Annotated in this window: 11 protein-coding genes, 3 tRNA genes, 1 other RNA gene and 1 pseudogene; 12 read left to right on the top strand and 4 right to left on the bottom strand. The window is 33.2% G+C overall.

Features of this window, described 5'->3' with window-relative positions; translation table 11 throughout:
- The first annotated feature begins 383 nt into the window (after window positions 1–383).
- The 4 genes from KJ849_01390 to KJ849_01405 all read left to right on the top strand — a co-directional run bounded on the left by KJ849_01390 (window position 384) and on the right by KJ849_01405 (window position 4,706).
- Window positions 384–2,423, top strand: coding sequence for an HD domain-containing protein (locus KJ849_01390; GenBank protein ID MBU2599228.1), 2,040 nt, complete (start codon window positions 384–386; stop codon window positions 2,421–2,423).
- Window positions 2,424–2,429: 6 nt separating this feature from the next.
- Window positions 2,430–3,092 carry an HD domain-containing protein gene (locus tag KJ849_01395; protein ID MBU2599229.1) on the top strand — a complete coding sequence of 221 codons (663 nt, stop codon included), beginning with the start codon at window positions 2,430–2,432 and terminating at the stop codon, window positions 3,090–3,092.
- On the top strand, window positions 3,089–4,279 hold the full coding sequence (locus KJ849_01400; protein MBU2599230.1) for a U32 family peptidase: 1,191 nt from the start codon (window positions 3,089–3,091) through the stop codon (window positions 4,277–4,279). The genes KJ849_01395 and KJ849_01400 overlap by 4 nt, the downstream gene beginning before the upstream one ends.
- A 238-nt stretch (window positions 4,280–4,517) precedes the next feature.
- The gene (locus tag KJ849_01405; GenBank protein MBU2599231.1) at window positions 4,518–4,706 is read left to right on the top strand and encodes a hypothetical protein; all 189 of its coding nucleotides are present in this window, start codon (window positions 4,518–4,520) and stop codon (window positions 4,704–4,706) included.
- 66 nt (window positions 4,707–4,772) lie between these two features.
- Here KJ849_01405 and KJ849_01410 read toward each other — a convergent pair whose 3' ends face one another.
- The 4 genes and pseudogenes from KJ849_01410 to KJ849_01425 all read right to left on the bottom strand — a co-directional run bounded on the left by KJ849_01410 (window position 4,773) and on the right by KJ849_01425 (window position 7,376).
- Window positions 4,773–5,201 (bottom strand): hypothetical protein, encoded by a 429-nt coding sequence (locus KJ849_01410; protein MBU2599232.1) that lies wholly within the window; start codon window positions 5,199–5,201, stop codon window positions 4,773–4,775.
- 20 nt (window positions 5,202–5,221) lie between these two features.
- The gene (locus tag KJ849_01415) at window positions 5,222–6,337 is read right to left on the bottom strand and encodes an NAD(P)/FAD-dependent oxidoreductase (protein MBU2599233.1); all 1,116 of its coding nucleotides are present in this window, start codon (window positions 6,335–6,337) and stop codon (window positions 5,222–5,224) included.
- A gap of 34 nt (window positions 6,338–6,371) precedes the next feature.
- On the bottom strand, window positions 6,372–7,169 hold the full coding sequence (locus tag KJ849_01420) for a class I SAM-dependent methyltransferase (protein MBU2599234.1): 798 nt from the start codon (window positions 7,167–7,169) through the stop codon (window positions 6,372–6,374).
- 54 nt (window positions 7,170–7,223) lie between these two features.
- A pseudogene (locus KJ849_01425) lies at window positions 7,224–7,376 on the bottom strand (Trm112 family protein).
- Window positions 7,377–7,639: 263 nt separating this feature from the next.
- Here KJ849_01425 and KJ849_01430 point away from each other — a divergent pair.
- From KJ849_01430 to KJ849_01465, 8 genes are all read left to right on the top strand, one after another.
- A tRNA-Thr gene (locus KJ849_01430) sits at window positions 7,640–7,714 on the top strand.
- Window positions 7,715–7,722: 8 nt separating this feature from the next.
- Window positions 7,723–7,808 (top strand) — tRNA-Tyr (locus KJ849_01435).
- A 25-nt stretch (window positions 7,809–7,833) separates the two neighbouring features.
- Window positions 7,834–8,226, top strand: a complete 393-nt coding sequence (locus KJ849_01440) for a response regulator (GenBank protein ID MBU2599235.1) — start codon at window positions 7,834–7,836, stop codon at window positions 8,224–8,226.
- On the top strand, window positions 8,223–11,321 hold the full coding sequence (locus KJ849_01445) for a response regulator (protein MBU2599236.1): 3,099 nt from the start codon (window positions 8,223–8,225) through the stop codon (window positions 11,319–11,321). Before KJ849_01440 ends, KJ849_01445 begins: the two co-directional genes overlap by 4 nt.
- Window positions 11,322–11,334: 13 nt before the next feature.
- Window positions 11,335–11,410: transfer RNA gene (locus tag KJ849_01450), tRNA-Gly, on the top strand.
- Window positions 11,411–11,485: 75 nt separating this feature from the next.
- Window positions 11,486–11,968, top strand: coding sequence for an SsrA-binding protein SmpB (gene smpB / locus KJ849_01455; protein MBU2599237.1), 483 nt, complete (start codon window positions 11,486–11,488; stop codon window positions 11,966–11,968).
- Window positions 11,958–12,304: a transfer-messenger RNA gene (gene ssrA, locus KJ849_01460) on the top strand. Before smpB ends, ssrA begins: the two co-directional genes overlap by 11 nt.
- 98 nt (window positions 12,305–12,402) lie before the next feature.
- A complete protein-coding gene (locus tag KJ849_01465) occupies window positions 12,403–13,923 on the top strand; it encodes an N-acetylmuramoyl-L-alanine amidase (protein ID MBU2599238.1) in 1,521 nt (506 codons plus the stop codon).

The following is a 13,923-nucleotide window of genomic DNA, read 5'->3' on the forward strand; positions in this document are numbered from 1 at the left end:
CACTCTTTTTTGCTCATTTCGAAAATGTCCTTTTCTTCCATTTCTCCCTCCTTTTTTGAGGGATATTTTACATCCTTAAACAGGACATTTTCATTTTGCCAGATTAGGACATTTTCATTTTGGTATTACAGATATTTTTCAGCAATTCTCATTATAAGATTTTACAAATTTGATTAACCTAATAACATAAACATAAGGCTAGATGAGGTCTTAGTTTTACAAAGTTGGGGAATTCGTAACAAAAGTAAATATATATTGACAAAAAATGCTTGTGTGTGGTAGCTTTACTCAAGTTAGCTATTCATAGACATCACCTGATTTTCTTGGTTTTAACTTCCTGCTTAACCTTTGGGCTGAACGTTTACCTTTAAGGGATATAAGCAATGATAAATTTAGGACTCTTAAAAGGAATAGTCTTTTTAATCATTTCTTTATTGAATTTTGGTCTGGCTATATTTATCTTAGCTAAAAATCCCAAGCATAAGATTAATATTTCTCTCTCTTTAGCTGCTTTATTTTCAGGAATTCATCCTCTGAGCTACTCACTGATATATCTTTTGTTTCCAAAATATAGCTTTTTTTTTCATAAAATGGCCTGGCTGGGCATCTTTATTGTCCCTTCTTTCTTAACCTTTGTTTTATTTTTTAGCCAGATAAATCCCAAGAAGACAATTCTTATTACTACTATTACTTATTCCATAGGCCTTATTCTTTTTATTCTTTCGCTTATTACTTCTTTACTGGTCAAAGAAGTACTTATCTTACCTTCTCAAATAGTAGCTAAGACAGGACCTTTAGATATAGTAATGAGAAGCTATATCCTTATCTTAATAGGCCTGACTTTTTACTATCTCTTCAAAGATTATCAAAAAAGTAACTTTAAAAGAAGAGAGTGCATTAAGTATCTCTTTACCGGTATCTTCATTTACGGCTTAGGAGGTTTAATTTTTAGTGTTTTCTTACCTTTAATCTTAAAACATACGGCCTTTTCATATCTAACTTTCTTTTTTTCATTAATCTGGCTTTCTCTAACTACCTATTCCATCTTGTATTATCACCTTTTAGATATTAAAGTAGCTTTTAAAAAGATCACCTTAATTACTTTAACGGGTATCGTTAGTTTAATCCTCATCTACTCTATCACCATTTTTACTAAAGAGACCTTTAGCGAAATATTAGGTTCGATGTGGTTCTTATTCCCTATCTTAATCTCTTTAATCATCGGATTCTTATTTAACCATCTTACTTCATTAATTATTAACTTAAAAGAAGAAGAATTTTCAAGAGAAAAGTATAGATATCGAGCTTATCTCTGGCAAGAAATAGAAAAGATAAGCCAAGCTAAGAACATGGGTGAACTTTTCTCAAGAATTACCCATAGTCTTAAGTATGCCCTTAACCCCTCTTTTATTAAGATCTTCTTAAACCATGAAGAATTAAACAAGTATTTACTCCAATATGGAGATTTTAATAATTTAAGAGAAAACCCAAACTTTCATCATTCTAAGATAGAATTTTCCCATAACCACTGCTTAATCCTTTACTTAAAAGAACAAAAAGAATTGATCGATCTAAATAAGATAAACTTTTTACTTAATCTTGGAAAAGAGTCTTTAGATCAAAGAAACTCTTTTCTTTCGATAAAAGATGAATTAACAAGAATAAAAGCCGAGCTCTGTTTACCTATCTTTAAAGAAGATAACCTTCTTGGTCTTATCTTGATGGGTAATAGACTTACCTTACCTTATCTTTACTCTTCTGAGGATCTACGTTTAATCTCCTTGATGACTAATTATCTAGGAGAAACACTCCACAAACTTACATTAGAAGATAAAAATCTACGGCTGATCTTAAGCTCTATCCAAACCATCGTTAACTCTGTAGAAGCAAAAGATTCGTACACCGGGGGCCACAGCCTTCGTGTCTTTAATATTTCACTTTCCTTAGGAAAAAGGCTATTAAGACACCTGCCCAGCACTTCAGATAATTTAATCGGCCTTAAGAGAGCCGCTATTTTACATGATGTAGGTAAACTCAGTATTCCAGAAGCCATCTTAACTAAGTATGAAAAGTTATCAAAAGAAGAATTTGAAGTCTTAGCTAAACATCCTGAAAAAGGTATCGAGCTTATTAAACCTTTAGAAGACTGGCTGAGTGAAGATACGAGGTTAGGCATCTTGCAACATCACGAAAATTTTGATGGGTCGGGTTATCCTAAAAGAATAAAGGAAAAAGATATCCATATTTATGCCCGCATCATCAGAGTAGCTGATGCTTTTGATGCTTTAACTACCGATCGGCCTTATTCTAAAGCCATGGAAAAGAAGGTAGCCATTGAAGAGTTAAAAAAATTAGCTCATCTTCACTTTGACTCTGAAGTGATTGATAAGTTAGTAGAGCTAAACGAAGAAGGGTTGATTTAAAAAGCTATGTTTTCTAAATTATATTCCTCTAAATTATATTCCAAGATTATCACTGCTTTAAAAAATGTAGGACTAAAGAAAAAGAAAGCTAATCTTAAGCTCAAAGAGATGCTAAAGATTGCTCATTCTCTAACAACCGTCGTCGAAACAAGGGATCCCTCTACCTTTGAACATGGAAAAAGGGTGCAAGAGTATTCTCTCTTAATTGCCCAAAAGTTAAATGTTCCTCAAGAAATGATCAAGGTAGCTTCAGTTCTTCACGATATAGGCAAGATAGGTATCCCAGAAAGTATTCTCTTGAAAAAAGATAGACTTACCCATGAAGAATGGGAGATCATCAAACAACATCCTGAGATTGGCCAAGAGTTGTTAAAAAAACAACTCCTTGATTTTCCAGAAGAAGTATTTGATGCCATAAAACATCATCATGAAACTTTAGATGGAGAAGGATATCCAGATTCTTTGGAGGCAGAAAAGTTACCCTTAGCTATTCGTATCCTTTCCGTAGCCGATGCTTTTGAAGCCATGACTTCAGAGCGAATATATAGGAAAATAATATCCCAAGAAGAAGCCTTAGCGGAATTAGAGAGATGCAAAGGAAAAAAATACGATCCTCTGGTGGTAGAAGCCTTAATCTCCATAATTAAAGAAAAAAATATCAATCCATGAAGAAGATAGAATTAGTCTCTCCTGCTTCTAATTGGCCTATGCTTATGGCTAGCGTAGAAAATGGGGCAGATGCTGTTTACCTTGGTTTAAAAGAGTTTAATCTTAGAATCTCAGCCGAAAATTTTCATTTAAGAGAATTAAGAAAGGTCGTTGACTACTGCCATAAAAACAACGTTAAGGTTTATCTGGCTTTAAATACCCTTATCTATGACCAAGAAGAAAAAAAGATTAAGAAGATCCTCTTCAAAGCTAAAGAATATCAAGTTGAGGCTATTATTTGTTGGGACTATTTAGTTATCTCTGAAGCTTTAGCTTTAAATTTAAATGTCCACCTTAGCACTCAAGCCAGTGTCTCTAACTCATCTACCGTTAATTTTTATCAAAATTTGGGCGTGAAGAGAATTGTCTTAGCCAGAGAATTAAGCCTTAAACAAATATCGGCCATCAAGAAGAAAAATAGTATTGAGCTTGAATGCTTTGTTCATGGGGCAATGTGTTTAGCTCTTTCCGGGAGGTGTCTTTTAAGCCAATATTTCTTTCAAAAGAGCGCTAATCGAGGAAACTGTTTACAACCTTGCAGAAGAAAGTATCAAAGTTTAGATGATCAATTAGAAATAGAAATAGGCCCTAATTACATTTTAAGTGCTAAGGATTTATGCACCATTGAGATAATTGATAAATTAATTAAGGCCGGGATAGATGTTTTTAAGATTGAAGGTCGGTCTAAATCGCCCGAATACGTCAAGGTAGTTACCCAGTGTTATCGAGAAGCTTTAGATGCTTATTACCAAAAAGCTTATCACCAGGAATTAACTGATAAATTACTAAAAAAACTACAAACTGTATATAATCGAGGCTTTTCTAAAGGCTTTTACTTGGGGTTGCCCAATGATCAAGACTTAACTAAGAGCGAAGGAAACATCGCTTCTAAGAAAAAAAAATATGTAGGAAGAGTCTTAAATTATTATAAAAAAGTTGGCGTGGCTGAAATCGTCATTGAAGATCATCCTCTCTCTAAAGGAAATGAAATCTTATTTGTGGGTTATAAAACTGGTCTTAAAAATATGACTATTAATTCCTTAGAGATAGACCACCAAGAAGTAGATAAAGCTAAAAAAGGTGAAAAAGTAGGCATATTTTCAACGGAAAGAGTAAGGAGTAATGATCAAGTATATCTCTTAAGTTAAGGCTCTTCTCTTGCTTCTAGTTTGAATACTTCATATTTTATAGCACTTATTAATGAAAATTTGACATAGTGCATTTTTAATCTTTAAATGATATTTTAATCTTTAAATAATTATAAAATTTTACTTGACAAATTTTTGATTATTCGTATAATTTCTCTCTAATGCTAAATTATTTTAGTAATGCTATTAATGCTAAATTATTTTAGTAGGATATTTTAATAAGAAAGGAGTAAGATATATGAAGAATTTATTAGTTTTGCTGGTAGCAGTCTGCTTTGCTTTTACTTTAGCTATGGGTATTAATTGTTGTGCTCCAAAAGCTACTGAAGATAAAGCTCCAGTTGCAGAAGATGAAGCTCCAGCTCCAGAAGCTCCAGCTCCAGAAGTTCCAGCTCCAGAAGTTCCAGCTCCAGCTCCAGCACATTAATATTTAGTTCTATAAAAATAGTTCTATAAAAAATAAAAAAGGGAAGAGGTAAAACTCTTCCCTTTTTTATTCTACTAAAAAGAGGACTTGGTTGGTAGCTACCGTTTGTCCATCTTTAAATAATATTTTTACAATCTTACCTTCAAATTCTGATTTTATTTCATTAAATAACTTCATCGCTTCTACCAAGGCAACGGTTTGTTCTTTTATAATAAAGTTTTCTTCTTCCACGAAAGGAAGAACTCCAGAAAAAGGAGCTCGGTATATAGTTCCAGCTAAAGGAGATCTTATCTCTTTATACTCCTTCTTTTTTTCATTCTTAGCTGCATCTTCAAAAGAAGTAGGATCTTTCTTCTCAGAAGAGATGCTCTTTATATTTTTTTTAGCTCTTATTCTTATCTTCTCTTCTTTGATATCTATTTCTTCTAAATGGTATTTACCTAAAAACTTGATTACTTCTTCTACTTTTTGAACATCAATATCTTTCTTCTTCATTTTAAATTACTCCAAATTTGTTAAATATCTTTAATCATCTTTTGGACATATTTAGCAATAGATAAGGAAGCAGTAAGACCAGGCGAATCAATGCCAATAAGATTAATAAATCCTGGATAACCTTTATCTTCTTCATGTCTTATCACAAAATCCCTAAAATCCTCATCTTGTCCTTGAAGTTTTGGTCTAATTCCTGCTAGATCAGGGCTTAAGTCATCCTCATTTATAAAAGGTAAAAATTGTTTTACAGAACGATAAAATAAAGTTCCTTTAGAAGGATCAACCTGATAATTTATTTCTTTATTAATATATTCAGCGTCAGGACCTAAACGTAGGCGACCTGTCTTGTCTAAAACCACATGAATACCTAAACTAACCTCAGTAGGGACAGGATAAATTAAATGTTTTATAGAATGTAATTTGTGCGCTTGAAAATAACTTCCTTTGCAATATTTTAGTAAATAGTCACAATTTAGGATATCTATGCCTGCCATTTGAGCTATGATATCACTATTAAGGCCGGCACAGTTAACTACCATTCTTGAGGTAAAAGTATATTCTTTTTTAGATTCTAAGATTACTACCTCATATCCCGAGGATATTTTTCTAATATTTATTACCGGGGTTTGATATAAAATTTCTACCTTTCTTGACATGGCTTTTTGTAAAAGATATTGCATTAATTGGTGAGTATCTACGATACCGGTAGAAGGAGAATATAAAGCAGTTTTAGCTTTAAGATCTGGCTCTAATTCTTTTACTTCTTTTTCAGATAGGATCCTTAAATCATCTACTCCATTTTCTCTTCCATTCTTTAGTAATTTTTCTAACTTTTCTTCCTCAGCTTGGCTTTGAGCGATAATTAATTTACCTATCTTCTTGAAAAAGATATTATTTTTTTCGCAGGTTTCATAAAGAAGATTTTTTCCTTCTACACAAGTCATAGCTTTTAAAGTATCTTTAGGATAATAAAGACCAGCATGGATAACTTCACTATTACGACTACTAGTTTCTTCTCCAAAACTTGAGTTTTTTTCTAAGATAAAGATATCTTGTCCCTGACTTTCAATTTCAGAAGCAATGGCTAATCCTACAACCCCTGCTCCAATGATGATTAGATCAACCTTTTCAGCCATAATTTTCTACCATATTTCTACCATAATTAAGAAACTAAAAGATACTTTGCAAAATCTCTAACTCTTTCTTCATCTTTGTCTCTTTTTCTCTTTCCACTAATAAGTCATTTCGATGAAAACGTTCTAAAGTGAAAGGAACTACTTTATTCTTTAGCCGAGGCACCCTTTCTTCTTCTTTTAGTAAAAACTTAAACTTTATTCCCCCTCCTCTTAAAAAAAGGTAAAGGGGAAGCAAAAAACTTGGTAAGGTAATTAATTTTTTTACCTTTACCTTTTCTAATAATGGTTCCCATTTAGTCAGCTTAAAATATTGGCTAAAATATCTTTGATAGTTAAAAAAACTATATCCATGGTGAGAAAGCCCACTCTTACGTATCTCTTCATCTTCTTTTTTCTCAAGTATACCTTTTACCGGTTCCCAAACAACACACTTTCCTTTTGGTTTTAAAATACGAGCTATTTCACTTACCACATTGGAGAGTGAAGGCAAATGGTGAAGTATTTCTTTGCAAAAGACCAGATCAAAAGAATGATCAGCAAAAGGGAGTATCTCTATATCTCCAACGAGACGTTCAAAGTAATGATCTTGGTCGATAAATGCTTGGCCACAACGGATAAATTCTGGCATCATATCCATCGCGATTACCCAAGCTCCATAATGAGTAAATAAGTAGCTTGTTTCGCAACACCCGGCACCTAAATCTAAGATTACTTTTTCTTTCTCAACAATATCTTTTATTCCTTTATTGATCAGAGGAAGATAATTCTTTAAGTAGGTTAAATGTTCTTCTTGGTCATGCATTTCATAAACCCATTGATACTCTCCCTCCATCTCTGATAATTTTTCCTTAAGGCTAAGATTGTCTTTTATTCCTAAGATAACTATGCCTTCTTTAATAAAAAAGGTATAGTTACAACTCGGACACTTTAAGGTACCTTCTACAATCTCTTCACCTTTAACGAGACTACTTTCTAATTGGAATCTAGAAAGACAGCCTGGACAGCAAAGAATATTTAAAAAAGAATGTTTTATAATAATCCCCCTTCTGAAAAGATTATAGCATTTGTTATAGTTATTTTCAAATAATTAAATGTTAAAAAGGCTGGGCTAGAATCAAATTAAGTTTCTTTTTAATTCAAGCTTTGGGAAAATTTATTAATGTTTCTATGAAAATCGTAGAAATTAGGTTAATCTGTCTTGTAAGTTTTCATAATTAGAATTGCTGGAAGAATTGCTGGAATATCTTGACAAAAAATAAAATAATAAAGTATAATACTTAATGTTCTAAGTTTGATTAATATGCTGGCGTAGCTCAATGGTAGAGCAGCGGTTTTGTAAACCGCAGGTTGCGGGTTCAATTCCCATCGCCAGCTCCAATATAAAAGGGGAGATACCCTAGTGGCCAAAGGGATCAGACTGTAAATCTGACGGTGTATACCTTCGGAGGTTCAAATCCTCCTCTCCCCACCATAATTTTACACAACGGAGGTCAATAATGACAGAAAACAAAAAAACAAAGGTCTTAGTAGTGGATGATGAAATTGATATCCTACGTATTTTGAAAAAGGTCTTAGAGTTAAAAAATTATGAAGTCATTACTGCTTCTACAGGAAAAGAAGCTTTAGAAAGGATTAATGAAACAATAGATATCGTCTTATTAGATATAATGCTCCCTGATCTCATGGGATATGACGTATGTGAAATAATAAAAGAAAATCCTGCCTTAAAAAAAATTCCGGTGATTATGCTCTCGGCTAAAACTCAAATGAGCGATATTAGAAAAGGTTTAGACATAGGGGTAGAAATGTATATTACTAAACCATTTGATCCTTTTAATATTCCAGAGCAATTAGAAGATATCTTACAAAGAAAAGGAGAAAAAAGATGAGTGTTGTCTACACTAAAAAAGGCAAGTGTAAGAAATGTTATAGTTGCATTCGAGGTTGTGTCGTTAAAGCTATTAAAGTCACGGAAGATCGGGCCTCTATTATAGCTAAACGTTGTATTTCTTGTGGAATTTGTTTTAATATGTGTAGTCAAGGGGTAATTCATTATAGAAATGACCATGAAAAAGTAAAAAGGATCTTAAACAGGTTAGGTAAAAAGATAGCCATTATTGACCCTACTTTTCCAGGAGCTTTTAATGAGGCAAATGGTCGTAAAATCATCACCGCGATCAAAGAATTAGGTTTTGATGAAGTCTGGGAAGCAGCTGCGGGAGGAGAGATTGTTAATGAAAAATATCAAGAAATTCTAAAAAATAGTCAAGCTGGAGATGCTTATATTACCACTCATTGCGCAGCCATTGTTAATCTTATAGAGATCCACTACCCCATATTATTACCTCAGTTAATTCCTGTTGTTTCTTCTATGTTTGCTACCGCTAAGATTATAAAAAAAGAAGATCCTTCGGCTATGATTGTTTATATTGGTCCTTGCTTGGCTAAAAAAGTAGAAGTAAAAGATAAAGACATCCGAAATGGCATAGAAGAAGTGATTACCTACCAAGAGTTAAAGGAACTACTGGAAGAAAAAAATATTAATTATCAAGAATTACCTCCTTCAGAAACAGATGGCTATAATGCTTCTTTTTCAAGACTTTATTTAGCTTGCGGAGGAATGGTTGCTGGCGCTTATAGCCACCCGAGTTCTTTAATCTCAAAGAATGATGTCCTTACTTTAGATGGCCCTAGAGGAATAGAAACTTTACAAGCTATGGCTGCTGGAAAAAAGGTTAAAGCTAAGATGATCGATATTTATTTTTGTCGAGGTTGCATTGATGGCCCGGCTATGGATATAGAGAAGAGTTATTTTGAAAAGAGAGAAGACGTGATGAATTACGTCCTCTCAAAAAGCCATCTTCCTGTTCCTGATTACCAGAAACTCTCAGCGGAGATTGAAATCAAAAGAAATTTCTCGAATTGGCAAACTCCTACTAAGGAAATACTTAAAAAAGAAATGGATGAAATTCTAAGGCAGATAGGAAGATACAAAAAAGAAGATGTCCTAAACTGTGGTGCTTGTGGTTACTCCACTTGTGAAGAAAAGGCTAAATTTGTGGTCTTAGGAATTGCTTCGCCAGAATTATGCCTTCCTGCCTTAATCCATAAAATTACCAGTGAAAAAAATAAGACCATCGAGGTTGTTATTAACAGTATGAGCGATGGGGTTCTTACCATAGACAAGAATTTAAAGATAGGTGTGTTTAATGATGCCCTAGAAAAACTCTTTGGATATACCCAAGAAGAAGCATTAGGCAAGACCTGTAAGGATATGCTTTGTCAAGATCTCGGGGATAAAGAATGTAGTTTTTATAAAGTCTTAGCTACTGGAAAACCAGTAGTTGATCATGAAAGAGAAATCACAACTAAAGATGGTAGAAAAATTAAAATTAGCGCCAGCTTATCTCCTTTGCAGGATCTAAATGGAGATATTATAGGAGGGGTAGAGGTATTACGAGATATTACTCTTTTAAAAGAAATAGATAAGATGAAGTCTGGTTTTGTTTCTAACGTTTCTCATGAACTAAGAACTCCTTTAACTTCAATTAAAGGCTCGGTAGAACTTTTGCTGGGTGAAGCCGAAGGACCTGTCGGGGAAGGCCAACGGATGTTTTTAAACATCATCAAGAAGAATACGGAACGGCTGATTCGATTAATTACTGACCTTTTAGACTTAGCTAAAATTGAATCAGGCAAGATCAAGATGCACAAAAGATTGACTGATATTAAAAATTTAACAGAAGAGGTAATTGTTTCTTTAAATCCATTATTAAAAGAAAAGAGTATCAACTTAGAAAATATAACCGAAGAAAACCTTCCGGCGGTCATGGTCGATGAAGATAGAATCAAACAAGTCTTAGTAAATTTAATCTCTAATTCCATTAAGTTTACTTCACCCCAAGGAGTTATTAAGATAAACTCTACTCAAAACTCTCAAGAGGTAGTCATTGGGGTACAAGATAATGGAATTGGGATTGATTCTTCTAATTTCAAAAAAATATTTACTAAATTTGAAACTATAGATGTACCTGCTTCCGTACGAAGTCAAATCAAAGGAACTAACTTAGGTTTATCCATCTGTAAAAATATTATCGAAGCTCATGAAGGTAAAATTTGGGTAGAAAGCCAACTTGGACAAGGAAGCACTTTTTACTTTACCTTACCTAAATTAAAGGAAGAAGAGATAGAAATAACCAAAAAAGTTAGATTTGGAGAAAGAATAACCAAGAAAGTTTTAGTAGTCGATGATGACCACGACGTGGTGAAAGTAGTAAAATCTTATCTAATGCGGGAAGGAATGGAAGTTATCACCGCCTATGATGGAAATGAAGCCGTGAGAAAAGCCAGAGAAGAGACTCCAGACATCATTACTTTAGATATTCTCATGCCTGGAAAAAATGGCTTTGAGATTATTGAAGAACTACGTCTCTATGAAGAAACTAAATTTATTCCAGTGATTATTATCTCTATAGTTCAGATTGATGATCAAGAAAAAATCTTTAGATTAGGGGTGGCGGACTATTTAAATAAGCCAATCGAACCGGCTAAATTAATTTCTTGCCTTAAAGATATTGAAAGATGGATCCAGTCACCGAGAAAGAAGAAGAAAATATTGCTGGTTGATGACGAAAAAGATGTCCTGACGGTAATAAGAGCACTTTTGCAAGACCACAACTATCTAACCATGGAAGCTTATAATGGTCAAGAAGCAGTGGAAATAACAGAAAAACGTAAACCTGATTTAATTATTATGGATTTGATGATGCCAGTGATGGATGGCTTTGAAGCCATTAAAAGAATTAAATCAAATAAGAAGACGGCTCATATTCCTATTGTTGTCCTTACCGTCCGTAACTTAGAAGAAGACAGAATACAGGCTTTAATGTTAGGGGCCTCGGAATATTTAACTAAGCCATTTACCAAGGAGACTTTAATAAGTAAGATCAGTGATATGCTAAACGAGGAAAAACCTGTTTTTTAAGCATAAGATTTAAGCGGAAGTAGCTCAGTTGGTAGAGCGACAGCCTTCCAAGCTGTAGGTCGCGGGTTCGAGACCCGTCTTCCGCTCCAAAGAATATCAGATTATTGATACCCAAAAGATTGACTTCAAAAAGATTGACTTTAAGATAAATTAATTTAAAATGAATGGATAGAAAAGATGAAAATAAACAGTTAATTTCTTCTAATAAAAAAGCTCTATTTGACTATCACCTTTTAGAAAAATACGAAACTGGAATAGTCCTTAAAGGGACGGAAGTAAAATCATTAAGAGTAAATGGGGCTAGTCTTCACGAGAGTTATGCTGATCTTAAAAACAATGAAGTCTACTTAATTAACTGCCATATTAGCCCTTATCAATATGGAAATAGAGTTAATCATGACCCTTTAAGAAATAAGAAGTTATTACTCCACAAGGATGAAATAAATAAGATTTCCAGAAAAATAAAAGAAAAAAATTTAACTTTAATTCCTTTAAAAATATATCTAAAAAATGGTCTAATTAAAGTAGAAATAGCTTTAGCCAAAGGAAAGAAATTATACGATAAAAGGGAAAGATTAAAGGAAAAGATCATAGAAAGAGAAGTAGAAAGAGAAACAAGATTTAAGATTAAATTAAGGGGGCGATAGGCTTCGACGGAGATTGACAAATTAAGAGTGGCATACCGAGGAATACTGCTGGCCTCGTAAAAAAGCAGTAAACAAACAAACGCTAAACAAGAATTAGCACTAGCTGCTTAGATAGCAGCACATTTTGGTAAGTCTTGCTTACGGACTTATTAAAATGTCGGTTTGTAAGCTAGCTCCTTATTATTTGGCTTAAGTAGTAAGGAGTGAAATAAGTTAAGCCAAGTCTTTAAACTTTGCTTATGGAAGTTCAAAGGAATTTATAAACATAAGCTATGTATGTAGAAGCTCTTCAATTTGAATTTTCGGACGTGGGTTCGACTCCCACCGCCTCCACCAAAAATAGAAAGGTTTATTTAAGCGTATCAGCTTGAAAGATACGCTTTTTTTTAGTGATGATGAGCTTATCCCATATTTTTACTTCCCAAAAGAATAAAATGATATTTAATTTAAAAAGAAGAGCTTTTTTATTGATAGTCTTTCTCTTTTTAGCCTCCTCGGTAGTTCCTTGGTCTCTTGGTGCTTTTACGATTAAAGATATCCTAGTTATGGATAATATAGAAAACCTGAGACATTCTGTGGTTCTTATTAATAAAAATGAAATAGAATATATCTCTATCACAGATTTTGCTTACATATTTGATGGTTATTTAGAAAAAGAAGACTTATTTACTAAAGTCATATTTAAAGAAAGAGGTAAAGAAGTTATCTTTAACCATGGAAGCAAAGAAGTGTTTATTGATAATGAAAAGATTTTTTTAGATACGCCTTGTCAGATAATAAAAAGAAAATCATATATTCCTTTTAGTTTTATCAGAGAAAGATGGGGAGAAATTATAAATATAAGTATTATCTGGAAGAAAGAACAAGATACCTTAATCTTAGAAAAAAAGAAAGAAGAGAAAGACAAAAAAGTTAAAGAACAATCATTAAAAGTATTTCCACCCCCTTACCCCCGCCAGCGGGGGATAGAGAAAGATAAAGAGGTTAAAGAGCAATCTTTGGCGAAAGAAGAGAGAAAGAAGGAAGAGAAAGATAAAGAGGTTAGAGAGCAACTATTGGTGAAAGAAGAGAGAAAGAAGGCAGAGAAAGATAAAGAGGTTAAAGAGCAACTTTTGGTGAAAGAAGAAAAAAAGAAGGCAAGGAAAGAAGAGAGTTTAATTAAAGAAAAAGATAGCCAAGAAAAAACGGTCTCTTTCTTAAAAAAAGAAGAGGTTGTTTTTGATAAAAGATCTCATAAAAGATCAAACCAGGGGGTAGTTGATCTCATCACTATTGACCCAGGACATGGAGGTAAAGACCCAGGAGCTGTAGGCTCAACTGGTTTAAAAGAAAAAGATGTAAATTTAGAAGTAGCTAAACGAGTCAAAGAATTAATTGAAACAAAATCAAATATTAAGGTCATGATGACTCGCCAGCTTGATGAATTTATCCCCCTAAGAAGAAGAAGTGAGATGGCCAATGCTATTAAATCAAAATTATTTATCAGTATCCATGCTAATGCCTCTTTTTCAGAAGGCGCTGATGGATTTGAAACTTATTATCTCTCAGCAGTAGCTTCTGATAATACAGCTCGAGCCGTCTCATTGTTAGAAAACGGGGTTATTGAAATTGAAAATGGGGCTGCTTCTAAAGATTATGGTTATTTAGAATTTATCTTAGCCGATATGGCTCAAAATCAATTTATTGAAGAAAGTATAGAATTAGCAGGAATTTTACAAGAAATAGCCAAAAAGAAACTAAATATTAAATCTCGGGGTATCAAGAGTGCTCTCTTTTATGTTTTAAAAGATACAACTATGCCAGCCATCTTGGTTGAAGTAGGTTTTGTCTCTAACCCCACAGAAGAACAAAGACTTAAAGATAGCTGTTTTAAAGAAAAGATTGCTGAATGTATTAGTGAAGCTATTTTAGCTTACAAAGATAAATATAAGGAAAGTTTAGGATTTACTAAGTAA

Source organism: bacterium (assembly GCA_018830565.1).
Lineage (GTDB): Bacteria > UBA9089 > JAHJRX01 > JAHJRX01 > JAHJRX01 > JAHJRX01.